The following is a 17,505-nucleotide window of genomic DNA, read 5'->3' as shown; positions in this document are numbered from 1 at the left end:
TCTCGTTAAGGCATCATTTCCAGTGGCACGGGGTACACGTTGTCCCGCGCATCGCTGTCCTTGGCTAAAGCAACCCAGCGGTCGACGTCAGCGTTGTAACGCTGGTAATGCCGCAGTTTGGTGTTCAGCGTGCGGATGAATTTCTCTTGCGCCAGACCGTCCCAGCTCTTCCAGGTCTCTTCATCCAGGTTCAGCACTTCGCTCTGGTAGGGCAGGTCTTCGAGGTACTCGCCGAGCACGCCCATGTCCGCCAGTTTGGCGTTGCTGTTCTGCTTGAGCTGATTGGGATCGGCGCCCATGGTCGCCGCCACTGTGCGCAGGCGATCGAACATTTCCGTTGGCGAAATCAGGCCTTCGTTGGCGGCATCGAGGATCTTTTTCATCACGTCGCTCAAGTCGCTGAGCTGCGACTTGGTCAACAGCACCCGCACATCGGTGGTCGGGATGTTCTGCTTGATCAGGTCGCGGTCGGTGATCCACGCCTTGAACACCGGCGGGGCCTTGCTGTTGGTCTTCTCGCCGAGATAGGCCAGTTGCATCGCGTGGCCGATCAGCGCCGCGTCCTCGAGCATTTTCTTCTCGGCCGGGTCCTGCTTGGCGTTCGCCGCGCTGCCGATGGCGTCTTCGCCCATGTAGGCGGCTTTCACCTGAGTGGTGATCGCGGCGGCCAGTGCGTCGACCTTGCGCCCGAACTCATGCACATCGCCCGCGTCCACCGGGTAGTACAGCGAGGTGTTGGTACCCGGGTAAGTCGACAGGTTCCGGTACTGCGCCTCAGCCTTGGCGTGGTCCTTGGCCCCGGCCGGGGTTTTCAAGTGCAGCGTGTAAATCGCCACGCCCGGGTTGGCGGCTTCGATACGCACCTGTGCGGCGCTCAAACCAGTCTTCGACAGCTTGTCGTCGCCTTCGATGGCGCCCGCGTCGGTGATCAACACCACGTAGCGCGCGCCGAACTGGCTCCAGTCGACCTTGTCGATGCTTTCCATGACGCCGGCAAACGAATCTTCATCGAAGCTGCTGCTCGACACCGAGGCCTGCTTGAGGTCGGCGATCTTGGCAAAAAAGTCGGCGCTGTCTTTCACCTTGGTCGGGTCGGCGTACATCTTGGTGGTGTATTCCAGCCCCGGCACCGCCTGTGTGTTGGAGCGGAAAGCGACCATGCCGAACTTGACCTGCTTGCCGAGGTTCTGCGCTTCGATCTGCTGATAGACCTTGCGGATTGCCTCGCGGGTGCGGTCGATGTACGGGTCCATGGAAATCGTCGAGTCGATGACAAACACCACCGCCGCACTGAATTCCTTCAGTTGGTTGGCGTTTTTGTCTTCGGCTTCCTTGCCGCCGGCAGCGCTGTTGGCAGCACCGGCCTTGGCAGTCTTGTCATCCGGTTTGCTGACCGACGCGACGTTAAGCAGGCGCGTGCGGAAACCGCTTTCGGTCATGACTTCTTCGCCGCTGAGCACCGGCAGCAGGTAGAACTGCTTTTGCAGGTCGACGAAGAATTCAGGTTCTTCAGCCAGTACGCCTGGTGCCTGCTGGCCCTTTTTCAGCTTGGCCCGCAGCGGTGCAACTTTGCTCACCGGGTCCGGCGCATCGAGGATGGCTTCGACGGTGGCGCGGTCCTTGAAAAACAGCAACCGGTCGCGGTTGGCCGGGTTGGTGAAGGCCAGCGTCAGCTGCATCTTCCAGTCGGTGGTGCAGCCGGCCGGCAACCAGCCAATGGTTTTGCCGTAACTGTCGGGGCCGACTTTCAGCCACTCGGCGTTGTTCGCCTGCGCGCGCTCGTACACGTAAAAGCGGCTGAACACCGGCTGTTCGTCACCGGCGGCACCGCCGGCCGTAGGGCTGATCTTGCAGCCCGGGGTGGTCAGCACGCGCTGGAACAGGGTTTTTTTACCGGCCTGGATCAGCGGCTTGTCATCGGCCTGGGACAGCGGGCTGATGCACAGCGCCAGCAGGGCGGCGCCGCTCAACAGGAATCGACTCAGGGGAGAACGCATCACTTCTGCAACTCCTCGAAACGCTGCTTGGCTTCGGCGTTGTTCGGGTCCTGGGTGAGGATGGTTTCGTACCAATAGGCGGCAGTGGCATTGTCCGCGGTCGGGAAGCACTCGCTGGCCTGCAGGTATTTAGGGTCGTATTCGCGCGCATAAGCGTTGGCGATCAGCGCGTCACCGGCCTGGGCACGGTTGGCGTACAGCCGTTGGGCGACACCGCAGTGTTTGCCGGCCTTGGCCTGATTGATGATCTCCAGCAACTTGGCACTGTCGGGCGCCGCCTTGATGCAGGTCTGGACGAAGGTCAATTCAGGCAGGCTGTTCATGCTCTCGAGGGTGCAGGCTTGAGCGTCAGCGCCGGCCGGTACGGCGGCAGGGTTGGCGGCCACCGGGGCAGGCGCCGGAGTGCGTTTGTAGAACCAGAATCCACCACCCGCTGCGAGCAGCAACAGCACGACAATCAACAGGCCGATCAGGCCTTTGTTGCTTTTCTTCACCGGAGGGGGAGGTGGTGCGTAGTCGGGGTCGTGGGGCACTGACTCCAGCTCCACTTCGGGCTCGGCGGTGGACAGGACCAGTTCAGGCAGCTCCGGGATTTCCAGGATTTCCGGCGTGGGTGCCGGTGCACTCGGCGCCGTCAGTTCGGCGCCGCCATACGTCGAGCGCGTCTGGCCGCCGGCCGTGGACGGCAACACGCCAACGCCTGGGCGAACCACGCCTTTGTCGGCGTGGCCTTGGCTCTGTTCACGCAGTTCGATCTGGAATTGCGAGTTGACGCCACCCTCCAGCAGCGGGTCGACCACGTCCGGGCCGACCTGCGCTTCCAGGCCGTCGCCGCTGGCGGTGACGTCGAAACGCGAGACCTTGAACCAGAATGGATTGTTGCTCCAGGCCTTGTGGTCCTGGAGGTAAAAACCGTCCTGGTTACGCTGAATGGAAAACTCCAGCTGTTCCTCGCCACCCTGCCACTTCTTCACAGTAAGGCGGGCCTTGCCAGGCACATTGGGCTCTAACGCGAGCAGGTCGACACGAATTGGCATTACTTATCTCGCTGCGAAGGCTGTGAGCACTTTGCCCAGCCGTTCGTTCTGTTCAGGGGTGATTTCACGTCCGGCACCATGGCCGGCATTGTCCTGCGTGACATAGGCCAGGCCCGAGAGCCAGTCGCCGAGGTAGCGCTGCGCCTGGTTCGCCGGTTGTGCCGGCAGCACGGGCACTTGTCCCGGGCCAACGTCGGTGTAGAACGAGAACAGCGGCGCCTTGGCACCGGCGCGGCTGTTCGGACGCTCGCTCACCGGCTTCTGCAGGTAGCCGAACCAGGACACGAAATCGCGCAGTACACGCTGCACTTCGAATACCTGCCGCTCGACCAGTTGATCGCGCCGCGCGCCGCTTTGTGCACGCTTGAGGACGGCGCGGCTCAGTTGCCCCGGCAGGTCCTGGCGATAGCCGGCAGTGATCAGTTCGTCGACCACCGCTTCGAGCAAGGCCTTTTCCAGACCGAGCAGATTGAGCAGGCTTTGGCGGGTGGTCAGCTCACGCAAATGCGCGATCCAGGCCTTGAACGCCGCTTTGGCGAATCGGTGCTCGTTGCTTTGCAGCTCGGGCGCCGGAGTGCCGGTGTTGTTGCTGACGGGCGCTTCAGGGCTGGTGTCGTCACCGAAATCGAAATCGAAACCGGCGTCGTTGCCGTACAGGCTCTGGCTCGGTGTCGGCGAGACCGGTTCATCGTCAGCGGCCGGCTCGTCATCGGTTTCATACACGCCGCTGAGGTACAGGTCGCGCACCTCTTCACTCGGCATGTCGAGTTGATCGATCAGCTCGCCGAGCACTGCCGGGCGACGGCCCAGGCCGGTCAGAATCATCTGCGCCTGGGCTTTCTTCGCGGCGGCGGCACCGTCGGCGTCGGCGTGGTACCAAGTACTCAGGCCGTGAGTGGTCAGGCCTTCGAGGCATTCGCTCAATTGCTCGCGGATGCGCTGCAATTTGAATTCGATGTTGGCCACGCCAGTGAAGCTGCTGCTGAAGTGGCTGATACCGCCGTCATCGTTGCGCAGCATTTGCGCCCAGGCATTAACCGGGTTCTTGATGTGTTTGCACACCAGGGCGTTGCTGGCGAAGCTGCTGCCCAGTGCGTCGACACGTTCCTGATAGATGGCGTTGAGGCCGGTTTCCGCACCGCTCGCGTCTTGCTCGATGAACGCCGCGTCCATGCGCGGTTTGCGCACCAGGAAGGTGTTCTGGAACGGCGTGCCGGCCCAATCGCTCATCCAGCTCAGGCTGCCGAAGCGCTCCAGCATGGTCAGCTTGACCATGCCGTTCCAGCTCTCGTCGTACTGGTCCGGCGTCAGGCTCAGGGAATTGGTGATGCGCAGGTCGAGCATGGTCAGCGCCCAGATCAGACCGGTGTCGCGCTTGCTGCGAGCGGCCGAGTCGGCGCCTTGGGTCTTTTCGATCCAGCGGGTCAGCACCGGGCCCACGTCGTTGACGTCGCTCTGCTTGGTCGAACCGGTGCAGACCACCAGCGCGTTCATTTCCTGGTTGTCGGTGTAGCGCTCGAACAGGTAGGCGACCTTGCCCCGCAGGATCAGCTGCGAAACGGAGTTGTCCTTGGTGGCGGATTGCGGATCGTTGGAGTCGGCGATCTCGTGCAGCTTCTTGCGCCCGCGATAACCGGGGAAGTCCAGCAGGTCGACCTGATTGACGATGTCATCCAGCGGCGCTTCGATCAGGCGGAAGGTCATTTCGGCCGTCAGTGCCGCCAGTTGCGCGACCGGGATGCCCTGACTGTTTTGCAGGCGACCGCCAATCAGGGGCCGAACCTCAATCGGCAAGTCCCGTGGGCTGCCGAAGCGTTCGAGGATGTCGACGTTCATGATGCTGTCGCGCTGGCTGTAGGTGTCGTTTTCGAAACTCACCAAGGCCTTCAGCGGTGCGAACACGGTTTCGGGCAGGCCCAGCGCGTGCAGGGCGCCGGCCAGTTGCTGGTACACCCGCGTCAGTTCGCTTTGCTCACCCCAGAGGATCGAAAACAGCTCGGCCCGTTCCTGGAAATTCAGGCGTGGCGCCAACTGCAATGCCTTGGGCCAGTACAAGTGCTCAAGTTTTTTCACCGAGTTGCGGAAGTTGTCGCGCAGGTAATCCCACAGCGACACCAGGTCGTCGGCGTTGACACCGGTTTGCAGCGGTCCGGTTTCGCGGCCTTCGAACGGTTTGAGCACGCGCTGGATGCGCTCTTCGTCGATCTCGTAGGAAATGCGCTCAAGGTCGAAATCCTTGAACCAGGAGTTGGCGAGAATCTTCGCCAGCTCGATTTCCTTGAACAGCGTGAGCTGTACCGGAAAGTCATTGTCCTGGCTTTCCGTCGCCCGACGGCTGAAGCGCGTCACCAGGCCGGTGGCTTCCTTGCCGCCCCCCACCGGGTTGATGTGCTTGATGAAGTCCAGGCGCTGGCCGCCGAAATCGGTTTCCAGTTTGCCGTTCTGACCCGCTGCGAGGGCCGAGATCAGGTAGGACTTGCCGGCCTGGGACAAGCCGAAAAAGCCAATGGTCATCGGCGTGCAGGCCACGCGGCCAAGGCTGCGAGCCAGGTTGCGGGCACGGTGCAGGCGGATGTTCAGGTTATCGGCTTCGCTGTCCAGGCGCGGCGCGTTGCCGCGCGTCTGGGCAATCCAGTCCAGCGCCTGACCGGCGCCTTCATAAACAGCGGCCCAACTGGCAGAGAGCTGAGTTTGATCGGGGGTCAGGTCATTCATTTGCGTTTCACACTTCCACTGTCGAGCCAGTACTTGGTCTCGCTCAGGCCGGCGTCGAGCATGGTGTTGAGTTCCAGCTCGAGGTCGCTGCGCGGGTTGAAGTTGACGTTGTTACAGTTGGATTCGATGTTGCGAACCGAGAGGCGGTCGCTGACCAGATCCTGCTTGCGAGTGTACTTGTCCGCCGGCTTGACCTCGAACCGTACCTTGAGCAACGGCGCACTGCCGTTTTCGCCGATCGCCCGGGAAAACTTTTCCCGACCGACCTTGGTGAACCGCAGCGTGTACAGCGGCGAGGCGGCCCAGCGGTCAGCGGCCAGTTGGCGGAAACCGAGGCGCAGATCGCCACGCATTTCCAGTTGTGGTGTGTCGGCGGCCTCGCCCACGCCGATTTCCGGCAGCTTGATTTTGTAGTCTTCGGACTGGATGTCGCGGTACAGCACGTCGGCATCCTTGATCACGTTGTTCAGGTCGATCACGCCGATATGCTTGACCGTCGAATACGGCTTGAGCGCCGACGCACGGAAGTAGAAGTTCGGCACGCTATGGTTGGCGCAGAGCAGGCAGAGCATCGCGCCGACCGACGCGGTGCTTTTCGGGTCGTCGATCCGGCCGTTCTTGTGGAACGGATACCAGCCGCCGGTGCGGTAGTTTTGCAGCGCCAGAATGCGCCCCGGTGGCAGCGGCAGCACCTTGCGGATGAACGCCTGGATGCCGGGCAGGCGCGAAGGGCGGCCGGTCAGCAGCAGGACGTCGCACGGGTAATGCGCGACCACTTCACACAGCGCACCGAGAATCTTGGTGATGTTGATCTGGTCGTTGAGGAACGCGGCGTGGAGCTTTTGCAGGTCGAAGCTGATCGGCGCGGCATACAGGTCGAAACCGCTCTGAGCACCGACATCGCGGCGCACGGCGGCGTTGACGTAGTCAAGCACGGTCTGGCTGATAGCGTTGTCACCGAGCAACTGGCGATAGCTTTGCGGGGTGACTTCTTGCGGGACTTGCGGGTCGTAATGCTCGTACGCCTTGAGCAGTGCCAGGCCCAGCGGGACGAACACCTGCAGGTTCAATTGCTGGCGCAGGATCATGTCCTGAGCGCTGACCGATTCGTCGCCGCACAGGCGTGACATCAGCGAATCCGGGGCTTTCACGCCGGCGTTCTGCAAGGCTTTTTCGAAGCTCGGCAGGATGAAGTCTTGAATCACGTCCAGCAGGATGTCGTCACCGGCGACTTTGAAACCATCGCGAAAACGCTGCTCGGGGACGATGTGTACGTTGCTGCCGCTGCCGGTATTGCCAGCACGGTCGAGGCGGTAGTCGGTGATGACCAGGTCGGTGGTGCCGCCGCCGATGTCGATGGTCGCCAGGGTGATGCGTTCGCGGTCGGTCTTGTCCGGCCGGGCGATGGTGTCGAAAAACTCTTCCGGGTGACCGGCAAAGTTCTCGTTGACCTCGGTGTACAGGTACACCAACTGGCCGCAGGAGGCTTCGTCCCATTCCACGCGAATGCTCGGGATCGGCGTGCGCGGGCTGACGGCCTGATCCAGATGCGGGTCTTCCTCGCCGGCATGCCAGCCGAGGCTTTTCCACACCAGGCCGATGGCTTGCAGCATGCGTTCGTTGAGAATGCTGCGCTCGGCCTGGGGCATGCCCGGCGGCACGGTCAGGGTGATGCTGTTGAGCTGGCGCGGCACGCGGGTGTGACCCTGGCGCGAGCGTTGGGCCGGGCTGTTGATTTGCGACAGCGCCTGGGCCAGCACTTCGGCGAGCATGAAGGTCATCAGCGAGCTGCGCGAATAACGCGGCATGAACACCGGCAGGCGATCATCTTCTTCGAGGCTGTAAAGCGCCTCGCCGGTTTCGTTGATCAGGTGAGAGAACGGCGCGGCGGTGGCGTACGGCTCGCTGTCGGTCTTGATGTACGAGCAGTTGAAACGCCAGCCATGGCCGTAGGCGTTTTCGTCCCACAGGTAGCGTTTCGGGCTGGACAGGCCGGTGGAGCCCTCGGTGCCGCGACGACGGCTGGCCAGACGGCTGGCCTCATTGCCGACGCGGGCAATCGTCGCCCACTGGAACGCATCGTGCCGGCCGCTCTTGACCGAGCAGTGATCCTTGCCGAAATACGCCTGGGCGAACTCCACGCGGCTTTCGAACGGCAGGTTGTAGGTGTGTTCCGGGGTGATCAGGTCACGCAGTTCCAGCACGTAGTTTTGCTTCAGCCCGGAGCCGGCCTGACCGTGGTTCTCGATCAGGATGCCGCAGGTGCGCGAGTTGCCGACGTCCAGCACCAGGTCCACCGGAATCGGTTTGACCAGGCCATTGCTGTCGTTGGCAACCACTTTCAGCTCGGGGATTTCAACTTTTGCACGGACCGTTGATTGCTGGGCAGCGGACGGCGTGCTCAACAGGCTGAGCAAATTGAGGTAGTGCGCCAGGTGATAGTTGGCGCGGATATCGGTGTCCAGCTCTGCGCGCGAACGGTGGGCATTGCCCTCGTTGAAGACTTCCAGTAGCCACTCGTTGACCCACGGCTGCGCCAGGAACCAGCGGGTTTCGCTGGCCTTGGTCGCCAGTTTGAAGGACACGCCGGAGCTGATGTCTTCTTCGTTTGGCGCCAGGTAAGCGGTGCCGTCACGCTTGGGCATCACACGGCTGTCGAACGCCATCGTCAGGCGGTGGGTGTTGCCGTCAATGTCGGGTGTCGCCAGTTTCACCAGGCGCATGCGCGACCAGTTGGTCGGGCCTTCATCGAAGCGATGGGGCGGCATGAAGCGGAAAAACGGGGTCGGCAGCCAGACACCGTCGAGCAATTCGAGGCTGCTCTTCATGTCGACGCTGAACGCAGGCTTGGCCTTCTCGATCTTTTCCGGTTCGGGCTCGTAGAAAAAGAAGTCTTTCTCTTGGTTGTACGCCAGGCGGCAGATCAGTCCGCTGATCATCGGCGCGAATTCGCCCGCCGGTTCCTTGCGGGGGTCCAGGCGCAGGGCGAAATCCATGAACTGGATGCCGGTGTCGCTGACCAGCGTGACGGTGTCTTCGAATTGGGTGACTTCAGGCAACATGTCAGGTTATTCCGTTTTTATTCGGCCGCGTGCCGCATGGACATGGGGAATTGATCTTTTCCGTAACCGCCGGTGCAGTCCGCGACCGTGGTCGCTCCTTTGCGGCAGTTGACCTTGGGCATGTCGTAAGTGCTGCCATCGGCGCACACGGCCTGACCCTGGCTGTCGATGGCCAAGCTGCCTCCCTTCATGGTAGCGCTCACTGGCCCGCTGCACTTGGTGCCGTCGGCCTGGTGCACGGTGACTTCGCCCTTGCCGTCCTTGAGCTGGTACTCCAGACGCAACGGTTTGCCGGTCCGGCGATCCTGAATTCCCGCCCCGGCGCGGTACTGACCGTCGAGGAACTTGGCGGCACCGTCAGCGGCGTCTGGCGGAATGCTCAGCGGAGGGCCGGGTTTTGTGGCGGGTTTTTCGGCCTCGGGCGATGTGATATCCGGCGGCGCGGTTTTGTTTTCGGGTGGTGTGGTTGGTGATTCGGCGGCCGGGTCTGCTGCCGGGTCTTTGGCCGGGTCTTTGCCGGGGTCTTGGGTCACGCCGGCGGGCGCTGTGTCAGCTTCGCTACCTTCTACCGCCGGCGCTTCCACGCCATGGGTTCCGGTCACGGCGGTGCCGGTTCCCGTGGTGGAGCCAACAACCGTGCCATTCACCGGAACGCCATTCAACGTCGTGACATTGCCAGGCAGCTTCGGCTCTTCCAGTTGTTTTTCCACCGGCACGATGCCCTCAGGCAACAGGTCTACCGCCACCGACGGAATCGGTACGCAACCGCGCAGGCCGAGCAGCAGCCACAAAAGCAGCAGCAGGAGCGGCAGCAGCAACAGCCACCACCAGCGCCGCCACCATGGACGAGCAACCACCGGCACGACGGGCGCAACAACAGGCGCGGGTTCGACCTCAGGTGGAAGCGTGAACGCGGGCGGAACCTGATAGAGGCAGTGCAGGGGATCGCGAGTGCCGTTACCGGCATGCTCGAAACCCCAAAAGGTCAGCACCGGTTTGCCTTGCACCAGGTAGACGAAATTCTCGTCGGGGAAATGAATGACGCGCTTGAGCAGCTTGCCGAACACGGCCTTGTCGCCTTGCTGCGGTTCGCCGGAATCAGTCACCAGGAAACGCTGGCTCAAGTCTTCGAGCGCGGTTTTCAGCGCTTCAAGTTGGAGGCGGGCAGGCGCGCGTTCTTCTTCGGTCGCACTGCTCCACGGGATCACATCACCGTCGAGGCCGCTGTACCAGTCGATCTGGTTACCGAGCTCATCGCTTTGAGGGATGGCCAGATGATCGACCAACTCAGGATTTTTGCGGCGAATGGCTTCGCGCAATTGCAAGGCAGCCCGGTAGACCGGTTGACCTGTTTCGCCCAGGGCAATAAATGACCCGCTCTTACCGCTGCGTAATAGTGCCCCGCGCATTCAAACTCCATATGTTCCGTTGCGCAAAATTGACAGACAAAGGTGTCTGCGCTTGCTCCTGCAATTAGCTGGCGACCTTAATGTCATAATGATGTCGCCGTCAATTAGCGGAGGTCCAAAACCGTATGAGACTAGCGTAAGTGTGCAGAGGTTGCATGAGGTCAATTTGAATTGACTTGGGAAGGCTCGGAGGTGCGCTTTTTTAAGCTTGCTGAAACGTTTCATCAGCGCTATAAAAAACGCACAACTCCAAGAAAGGCTTTTCCCATGACCCTGCTCAAACTCGCTGTCGCCTTCGGGGCGCTCACCGCGGCCTCCCACGCCCTGGCCTGGGATTACGTGCTGCTCGACAGCGACAAGGCTCCCCAGAACTGGCAGATCACCAGCCAACAACTCGGGGTGAAAACCGACCGACCTTTTTCCGTGACCCTTCGCACCTTGCACGGTGGTCGGCAAGAAGGCGTCAGCATCGTCGACATCGATAACGGCACGATGAAACTCTCGGTGGTCCCGACTCGCGGGATGAACGTCTTGCAGGCGTCGGTCGGTACTGTGCGCATGGGCTGGGATTCGCCGGTCAAGGATGTGGTCAATCCGTCCTTCATCGAGCTCAACGGCCGCGGCGGCCTGGGTTGGCTCGAAGGCTTCAACGAACTGGTCGCCCGCTGCGGTTACGAATGGGTCGGCCATCCCGGCATGGACAACGGCGAACTGCTGACCCTGCATGGCCGTGCCGCCAACATCCCGGCCAGCAAAGTCTCTCTGCACATCGATGAAAAACCGCCTTACGCCATCAGTCTGCGTGGCGAGCTTAAAGAGCAGGCGTTCAAGAAAGTCGACTTCTCGGTGATGACCGAACTGGTCACGGAGCCCGGTAGCGTCACGTTCGCCCTCAACGACACCCTGACCAACAACGGTGATTATCCGAAGGAATATCAGGCGCTGTACCACAGTAATTTCAGTACCCCGTTCCTGGAGCAGGGCGCTCGATTCGCTGCGCCGGTGAAACAGGTTTCGCCGTTCAATGACAAGGCCAAAGGCGATTTGCCGGACTGGCAGACCTACCGCGCGCCGACCAAGGATTATGACGAGACCGTTTACAACGTTGTGCCTTATGGCGATGCCCAGGGTGACACGTTGACCGTGTTGCATAACAAGGCGGGAAGCCTTGGGGTTTCGGTCGGGTTTAATACTCAGCAGTTGCCGGTTTTTTCGTTGTGGAAAAACACCGATACGCAGGGGCAGGGGTATGTGACCGGGTTGGAGCCGGGGACGAGTTTTTCTTACAACCGGCGGTATCAGCGGCCACTGGGGTTGGTGCCGATGATTGGGGTTAAAGAACAGAAGCAGTTCCAGATCCGGTACAGCTTGCTGGCGGATAAAGGGGCTGTGGATAAGGCGTTGAAGACGGTGAGTGATATTCAAGGTGGGCGGGAGACTGAGGTGCGGCAGGCGCCGTTGGTGGACCTGAGCAAGGAATAGTCCCTGCTAGTTTGAGGTCGGCCGATACTGAAGCGCTTCGGCCAAGTGCTCGCGAGTAATGCCGTCGACTTGTTCAAGGTCTGCCAAGGTACGCGCGACTTTGAGCAGTCGATGGGCTGACCTGAGTGACAAGGTCAAACGCTCGCAGGCGGTTTCCAGCCAGGCTTCGTCGGTTGTGGACAACTTGCAGTGTTGGCGCAGGCCCGGTAGATCAAGGAAAGCGTTCGCGCAGCCCTGGCGTTTATGTTGTCGCTCTCGTGCGTCGGCGACCAGTAATGCGGCGGTGGAGGTGTCGTCACCGGGTTTGCGCGCAGGGTTCAACGCCGTAGCTTCCCGCGCGACCGTCAGGTGCAGGTCGATGCGATCCAGCAACGGCCCCGACAGTTTATTGCGGTAGCGCTGGACCATGTCCGGTGTACAACTGCATTTGCCACTCGGTTCGCCAAGATATCCACAAGGGCACGGGTTCATCGCGGCGACCAACTGGAATCGCGCCGGGAATCGTACGCGGTCTTTGGCGCGGGAAATCACGATGCAGCCAGACTCCAATGGCTCTCTCAGAACCTCCAATACCTTGCGATCAAATTCCGGGAGTTCATCGAGAAACAACACGCCATGGTGGGCGAGGGTGATTTCACCGGGTTGAGGTTTCGAACCTCCACCTACAAGTGCGGGTCCTGAGGCGGAGTGGTGGGGTTGGCGAAATGGCCGCTGTGGCCAATGGCTCAACGGCACACAACTGGTGACCGATTGAATCGCCGCCACTTCCAGCGCTTCGTTCTCGGCCAAGGGTGGCAACAGCCCCGGCAAACGGCTCGCCAGCAGGGTTTTGCCCGTGCCCGGCGGCCCGCTGAACAACAGGTTATGTGCCCCTGCCGCGGCAATCAGCAAGGCGCGCTTGGCCGAGAGTTGCCCCTGCACTTCATTGAGGTCCGGATAGGGTTTGCTGGCGTAGAGCAAACCATTGGAAACATAAGGCTCGACCGGTGTGTGCCCATTGAAGTGCGCGACCGCTTCCAGCAAATGATCCACCGCGATCACCTTGAGCCCTGAGGCCAGGCACGCTTCTTCAGCGTTTGCTCGCGGCACCATTAGCGACCGCCCGGCCTTGCGCGCTGCCAAGGCTGCCGGCAATACACCGCGTACTGCCCGCACTGCGCCTGACAGCGCCAACTCCCCCAGACATTCCACATCATCCAGCGTCAACGTCGGCACCTGCACGCTGGCCGAAAGAATCCCCAAGGCAATCGCCAGATCAAATCGTCCGCCGTCCTTTGGCAAATCCGCCGGGGCAAGATTCAACGTGATGCGTCGTGCTGGGAATTGCAGGCCTGAATTGATGATCGCGCTTCGAACCCGGTCTTTGCTTTCCTTCACGGCCGCTTCGGGTAAACCGACCATGGTCAGCGATGGCAAACCGTTGGCCAAGTGGACTTCGACGGTGACGGCGGGCGCATCCACGCCAATCTGGGCGCGGCTGTGGACGATGGAGAGGGACATGGTCGTTCCTTGAGCTTTACGGGAACCGCTTCCTGCGGTTTTTTGAAGAGTAGCCGGGTCGCGCGACGGCACAGGCACCAAACTTTCGCAGGATGTTGCGAGTGTCTTTCTGGTTGGTGGAGCGTAAGCGAGTGTGGAGTACCGACGTAATCAGTCGCGGGATGAGGTTTTTGTAGGACGTTGCCGAGACCAATGAAGGACACCGGAGAAAGGTTGCGGATGCAGGATCGGTCTTGGCATTTAAGAGCTTTTCTAATAGATCTGTCCCGTTTAAGCGTGAAGGGCGAACCTACAATATGAAATATTCGCTAATGTAAAAATGAAATATCTTTGAACATTAGAAAACTGGCGTAAGTGCCTTTATAAAATACACGCCAGAAGGCCGCACACTCCAATTTTTCTCCTTAGGGTTCTACTCGATAGAGCAGGTTTTAAACTACAAGGGTTGGAGGTGTATTAATTGACTCGGCAAAATATTGCAGAGTAATCATCTTTGATAGGGCGTGTTCGGATTAACTCAAGAACGCTGGACTTGAACGAGGCTTCGGATTCCGTGCTGACCGAAAGGTCTCTGATTTCTGATTTGGAAAGAAGGCTATACGCTCCATCGCTCATTAGGACAATCCTATCTCCGGCCTTCATGCTGAACGTGCTCTTCTGAAGGGTATACTCCAGCGTTGCATTCATTACGGAAAGAAGTATGTTTCTTCTGGGATAATCCTTAGCCATGTGTCGAGGAAGTATTCCGTCATCAAGCAGCCGTTGAACTTCAGTTTGGTCTTTTGTTCTCGTAGCGATTCCGTTACCTCTAAGTTGGTATACTCGGCAATCTCCAACATGTCCAAGGGTAACTTCCTTTCCTTTAATCAAGCATACGGTAAGGGTTGTAGCCATTTCTCCAAAGGCTGGAAATGAGTGGCTATCCGCCACAAGTGCTTTTTTCACCTGTGAAAAAATCTCTTCAATTGAAATCTCAGGGTTATTATCTAATTCTGAATCAATGGTCTGAAGTGCAATTTTGGACGCGAAGTTTCCACCCGGTTTGCCACCCATTCCGTCAGCGATACCGAGTACCAGATGACCTTTTCCATATCTTCTGGTCATCACCGAATCTTGATTAGGTTTATTCCTGCCAGGAAACGAAAATGAGTCGATTTTAAAGCTCTCGATAGTCATACGAGCGCTCTAAGAGTTGGATGTAGTGACTCCCTTGTGAAACTAATCGACCTTTCCATGCTTTGTATTCGGGATGCGAATGGATAATTGGTCACTGCAATCTCCACCCGAATCCGGTCGGCAAGCGCATCCTCTATTGAGCTAGAAACCATAGCGGCTGCCTTTCTCTCTACATACCAGCGATTGTGAGAAACACCTAAATAAAGAAGCGAGAGCGCGATGTTTGTTTTTAGTGTTATATCGCCAAAGTTGTAGAAAATCTCGGCTTTGCTTGCGAGAACATCGCAATAGTCAAAATTAAAGCTTGCACCGTTGATATGGTCGGAGAAATAACTCCCAAAGGCAATAAATAACTCAGGCGCATTTGCGCTCAGCGCTGTAATGTGATCAATTGATAACGCTTGAAAAATAGTATTTGTAGATTGGCTTCTATCTGTGTTTCTTTCAATCTGAATGAAAACTTCGTCCCATTGAGCATCTGTTAAGGTCGCGTTAGCTCTTAGTAAGTCTACAATGCGCTCTTCGCCGGATGAATTGAACACTACAGGTCGATTGTTTAGAGCCTGATATAGTTCATCGCGCAATACGCTTACATTAGGGTATCGACGCATGGGCAGGCGTTTCGTGCAGCGCTGTATTATTGCGCCTATTTCGCCAGGCCCATCTAATTCCGTATAAGGAATGCGTTGAGCTGCATTGCCGAAGATGTCATGTAGGATAGCGCCGAAGGCGTATATGTCGGCAGCCGCTGTGGCTCGCCGAAAATTGCCTATGAGCTCTGGGGCGGCGTAGTTAGTCGTGCCGCCATTAGCGTTCGTCCCCGTCAATGTCGAGGAGTCACTGTGCGATGCACTCATGAGACCAAAATCGGAGATGGCGTATCTCACCTGTGTGCCGTTTGTGAATCGCAGCACGTTCGCAGGCTTCAGGTCACGATGTACATATCCACTCCGATGGAGGTGTTCTAGGCCATTGAGGATATCGGACAGAGCGGTATGCAGATTTGTCCCTAGGGTCGGGTCATACGCCATTTCGTCTCTGAGGGTGCAGTCTGCCACTGGCATGATGAACGCGGGCGGGTCAGCCGACAGGAAGCTTTCCAAAATCTGCACGACATTCGGATGGTTCACTGATGATTGGTATTGGACTTCCCTTACGAAACGGCGCCGAAGCTCTGCATCTCCAACGTCATTCAAGAGCTGTGATTGTGGGTCATAGGTTTTTTGCGCGAACTGCTGACCTTGAGGATTGGAGACGATATCTACCCTTGCAAATCCGCCGCGGCCTTTGGCGTAGTTAAACGTATACGTCATCGGTGTCTCCGTGAAATTTGGTGAGCAGATTCGAATCCTAGGGGCGTAGGCCGACCCACAATTCTACCGTGTTTACCCTTTAGGGTCACGTCACCGCTTTTTGCTCATTTTGGCTGGATTTTGATAAATCGCTAGCTAAGCGCCGCTTCAGGCAAGCCGATCATCATCAGCGACGGCAAGCCTGTGGCCAGATGAACTTCTACAGAGACGGCGGGCAAATCCACCCCTATCTGGGCGCGGCAGTGGACGATGGAGAGGGGCATGGTCGTTCCTTGAGCTAGACGAGAGGCCGCTTCCTGCGGGTTTTTTAAGGGTAGACGGGGAGAGGGGATTGGTGGGGCGGTTACGCGAGCAAACTTTCGCGGGATGTTACGGTTACGAACCAGAGCATCGGCGAGGTAAAAAAGCCGCCACTAGACGGTTTTTTTATCGAAAAAATCAGCTTGCCCACCGGCCAGCCAACCGCTTGGTTCAAGTTCTTTGCCATGCGCGATGGCGACTTCAATAAAACGTTCTTGATTGGCCGATAAACTTCCAGCCAAGCGACGTGCTTCGGCGTGAAACTCAGCAATTTGTAACAGCTTCGCCTTTCGCTTTTTTGGGCTCATTCGCACCTCCTGGGATTGAATTTTTGTTTGGCGGGAAGCGTAGAGGAGCCGGTGCGAACTATTAAATCAGACTGGAGAGCTGCTTTTTTTGTAGGGCCGTGCCTAAAAAGTTGAAGGACGACGGTGAAAGAGCGCGGTTGGTCTTGCGATAAGAAGGTTGCTACTTATTATCTCGCTGAAACAGCCATAGGAGACGCGAATGAAAAGGAATGGAATGTGCCCGATTCATCCTGGTGAAATTCTTAGCGAAGAGTTTTTAAAGCCGCTGGATATTGCAAACGAGGCTTTGGCTCGATTGCTGAACGAGCCAGAGGCGGAAATAGGCGATGTTGTGAGTCAGCAGGTCGGTGTCAGTGCAGGTCTTGCGAAGAAGCTCTCCATCCATTTGCACACCACGCCCGAGTTCTGGCTGAACTTGCAATTGACTTACGAGCTGCGCAAAGCCGAAATCGGACGTGGTAGCGATTTGAGTAATTAAAGCGACTGCAGCACCTGTGAAGCACGCTTCCACCACGGCGCAATGACCGCACGCTGTGGCCGTTCACCTTCTCCCAGCATGTGCGGAACATCCTGCAACCGAATCCACGGCTGGTTATTCCAGTGCAGCAAACTCAATGACATCTCGGGCCAGTTCAACAGGCTCAAAATCGGGCGTTCGTTTGTGGTCGGTTGCTGTGCGTCCCTGAGGGCGGGGACCACGTCGTGGGTCAGCCATTCGCGCAGGGCCCGGTATTCGGGGCAGTAGTGGTAGACCAGCAGGGCGTAGATGCCGGATTCGCTGATCAGCAGGGTGTCTTCGATGACGCCATGGATGAGGATTTGCGCGGACTGGTGTTGATCGGGGTCGATTTTTCGGACGGCGCGTTCGTCGAGGAAAAGGCGGAGCAGTCGGCCGAGGTCGCGGGCGCTGAACCAGGGTTGGTTTTCCAGGAGGAGGGCGTGGAGGCTGAGTTTGTGGCGGGTGAAGACGTGGGGAATTAGATAAACGTCATTGCTATTCATTGATACAACTCCTTTTGCTAAAGGGGCTGCCGTCAATCGTCGCCAAACGATTGGGTGGCAGCTGTACGCGGGTTGGCGAACCGGAGCAAAAGGAACCCGGCAGACCCGAAGATCTCCCACGCACAACCGCCATGACTCGATGTGGCGGAAGTAAACCCGCCATCGGATGGTCGTAATGCGCCTTAAGCTTCCGGGTCGCCAAAC

At 58.6% G+C, this 17,505-nt stretch carries 12 protein-coding genes and 1 pseudogene; 2 read left to right on the top strand and 11 right to left on the bottom strand.

Features of this window, described 5'->3' with window-relative positions; translation table 11 throughout:
* Window positions 1–5: 5 nt before the first annotated feature.
* From AC07N8_RS16505 to AC07N8_RS16485, 5 genes are read right to left on the bottom strand one after another with little or no spacing between them, the layout of a single operon-like run.
* The gene (locus tag AC07N8_RS16505) at window positions 6–1,997 is read right to left on the bottom strand and encodes a vWA domain-containing protein (RefSeq protein WP_483841699.1); all 1,992 of its coding nucleotides are present in this window, start codon (window positions 1,995–1,997) and stop codon (window positions 6–8) included.
* Complete coding sequence (locus AC07N8_RS16500; RefSeq protein WP_493144624.1) at window positions 1,997–3,034, bottom strand: hypothetical protein; 1,038 nt, start codon at window positions 3,032–3,034, stop codon at window positions 1,997–1,999. Before AC07N8_RS16500 ends, AC07N8_RS16505 begins: the two co-directional genes overlap by 1 nt.
* A 3-nt stretch (window positions 3,035–3,037) precedes the next feature.
* On the bottom strand, window positions 3,038–5,749 hold the full coding sequence (locus AC07N8_RS16495) for a putative virulence factor (RefSeq protein ID WP_493144622.1): 2,712 nt from the start codon (window positions 5,747–5,749) through the stop codon (window positions 3,038–3,040).
* Entirely contained in the window at window positions 5,746–8,811 is a 3,066-nt protein-coding gene (locus AC07N8_RS16490) for a virulence factor SrfB (RefSeq protein WP_483841688.1), read from the bottom strand. Before AC07N8_RS16490 ends, AC07N8_RS16495 begins: the two co-directional genes overlap by 4 nt.
* A gap of 17 nt (window positions 8,812–8,828) precedes the next feature.
* Entirely contained in the window at window positions 8,829–10,220 is a 1,392-nt protein-coding gene (locus AC07N8_RS16485; RefSeq protein WP_493144617.1) for an SrfA family protein, read from the bottom strand.
* A 267-nt stretch (window positions 10,221–10,487) separates the two neighbouring features.
* Between AC07N8_RS16485 and AC07N8_RS16480 the strand changes: the two genes are divergently transcribed.
* Window positions 10,488–11,702, top strand: coding sequence for an aldose 1-epimerase family protein (locus tag AC07N8_RS16480; protein WP_483841690.1), 1,215 nt, complete (start codon window positions 10,488–10,490; stop codon window positions 11,700–11,702).
* Between the two features lie 6 nt (window positions 11,703–11,708).
* On the opposite strand, the gene AC07N8_RS16475 is transcribed toward AC07N8_RS16480, so the two are convergent.
* The 5 genes and pseudogenes from AC07N8_RS16475 to AC07N8_RS16455 all read right to left on the bottom strand — a co-directional run bounded on the left by AC07N8_RS16475 (window position 11,709) and on the right by AC07N8_RS16455 (window position 16,299).
* Window positions 11,709–13,202 (bottom strand): YifB family Mg chelatase-like AAA ATPase, encoded by a 1,494-nt coding sequence (locus tag AC07N8_RS16475; RefSeq protein ID WP_493144614.1) that lies wholly within the window; start codon window positions 13,200–13,202, stop codon window positions 11,709–11,711.
* A gap of 456 nt (window positions 13,203–13,658) precedes the next feature.
* On the bottom strand, window positions 13,659–14,378 hold the full coding sequence (locus AC07N8_RS16470; RefSeq protein WP_493144613.1) for a PP2C family protein-serine/threonine phosphatase: 720 nt from the start codon (window positions 14,376–14,378) through the stop codon (window positions 13,659–13,661).
* A complete protein-coding gene (locus tag AC07N8_RS16465) occupies window positions 14,375–15,691 on the bottom strand; it encodes a serine/threonine-protein kinase (protein WP_493144611.1) in 1,317 nt (438 codons plus the stop codon). The genes AC07N8_RS16470 and AC07N8_RS16465 overlap by 4 nt, the downstream gene beginning before the upstream one ends.
* 137 nt (window positions 15,692–15,828) lie before the next feature.
* Window positions 15,829–15,954, bottom strand: a pseudogene (locus AC07N8_RS16460) (magnesium chelatase domain-containing protein); the annotation flags it as partial.
* Between the two features lie 150 nt (window positions 15,955–16,104).
* Complete coding sequence (locus AC07N8_RS16455; RefSeq protein WP_493144610.1) at window positions 16,105–16,299, bottom strand: hypothetical protein; 195 nt, start codon at window positions 16,297–16,299, stop codon at window positions 16,105–16,107.
* A gap of 199 nt (window positions 16,300–16,498) precedes the next feature.
* Here AC07N8_RS16455 and AC07N8_RS16450 point away from each other — a divergent pair, with 199 nt between their 5' ends.
* A complete protein-coding gene (locus AC07N8_RS16450; protein WP_493144609.1) occupies window positions 16,499–16,777 on the top strand; it encodes a HigA family addiction module antitoxin in 279 nt (92 codons plus the stop codon).
* Here the strand turns inward: AC07N8_RS16450 and AC07N8_RS16445 are convergent.
* Window positions 16,774–17,301 carry a BRO-N domain-containing protein gene (locus AC07N8_RS16445; protein WP_493144607.1) on the bottom strand — a complete coding sequence of 176 codons (528 nt, stop codon included), beginning with the start codon at window positions 17,299–17,301 and terminating at the stop codon, window positions 16,774–16,776. The genes AC07N8_RS16450 and AC07N8_RS16445 overlap by 4 nt on opposite strands.
* Window positions 17,302–17,505 lie beyond the last annotated feature (204 nt).

The organism is Pseudomonas sp. GW821-FHT10C09, assembly GCF_059415465.1.
The sequence above is the reverse complement of the archived record's forward strand: the minus strand, read 5'-3'. Positions and strand labels throughout refer to the sequence as shown.

What these genes read in the sequence shown, in the direction of transcription:
- AC07N8_RS16505 (WP_483841699.1), bottom strand. Translation starts at nt 1,997, where the DNA reads ATGCGTTCTCCCCTGAGTCGATTCCTGTTGAGCGGCGCCGCCCTGCTG.
- AC07N8_RS16500 (WP_493144624.1), bottom strand. Translation starts at nt 3,034, where the DNA reads ATGCCAATTCGTGTCGACCTGCTCGCGTTAGAGCCCAATGTGCCTGGC.
- AC07N8_RS16495 (WP_493144622.1), bottom strand. Translation starts at nt 5,749, where the DNA reads ATGAATGACCTGACCCCCGATCAAACTCAGCTCTCTGCCAGTTGGGCC.
- AC07N8_RS16490 (WP_483841688.1), bottom strand. Translation starts at nt 8,811, where the DNA reads ATGTTGCCTGAAGTCACCCAATTCGAAGACACCGTCACGCTGGTCAGC.
- AC07N8_RS16485 (WP_493144617.1), bottom strand. Translation starts at nt 10,220, where the DNA reads ATGCGCGGGGCACTATTACGCAGCGGTAAGAGCGGGTCATTTATTGCC.
- AC07N8_RS16480 (WP_483841690.1), top strand. Translation starts at nt 10,488, where the DNA reads ATGACCCTGCTCAAACTCGCTGTCGCCTTCGGGGCGCTCACCGCGGCC.
- AC07N8_RS16475 (WP_493144614.1), bottom strand. Translation starts at nt 13,202, where the DNA reads ATGTCCCTCTCCATCGTCCACAGCCGCGCCCAGATTGGCGTGGATGCG.
- AC07N8_RS16470 (WP_493144613.1), bottom strand. Translation starts at nt 14,378, where the DNA reads ATGACTATCGAGAGCTTTAAAATCGACTCATTTTCGTTTCCTGGCAGG.
- AC07N8_RS16465 (WP_493144611.1), bottom strand. Translation starts at nt 15,691, where the DNA reads ATGACGTATACGTTTAACTACGCCAAAGGCCGCGGCGGATTTGCAAGG.
- AC07N8_RS16455 (WP_493144610.1), bottom strand. Translation starts at nt 16,299, where the DNA reads ATGAGCCCAAAAAAGCGAAAGGCGAAGCTGTTACAAATTGCTGAGTTT.
- AC07N8_RS16450 (WP_493144609.1), top strand. Translation starts at nt 16,499, where the DNA reads ATGAAAAGGAATGGAATGTGCCCGATTCATCCTGGTGAAATTCTTAGC.
- AC07N8_RS16445 (WP_493144607.1), bottom strand. Translation starts at nt 17,301, where the DNA reads ATGAATAGCAATGACGTTTATCTAATTCCCCACGTCTTCACCCGCCAC.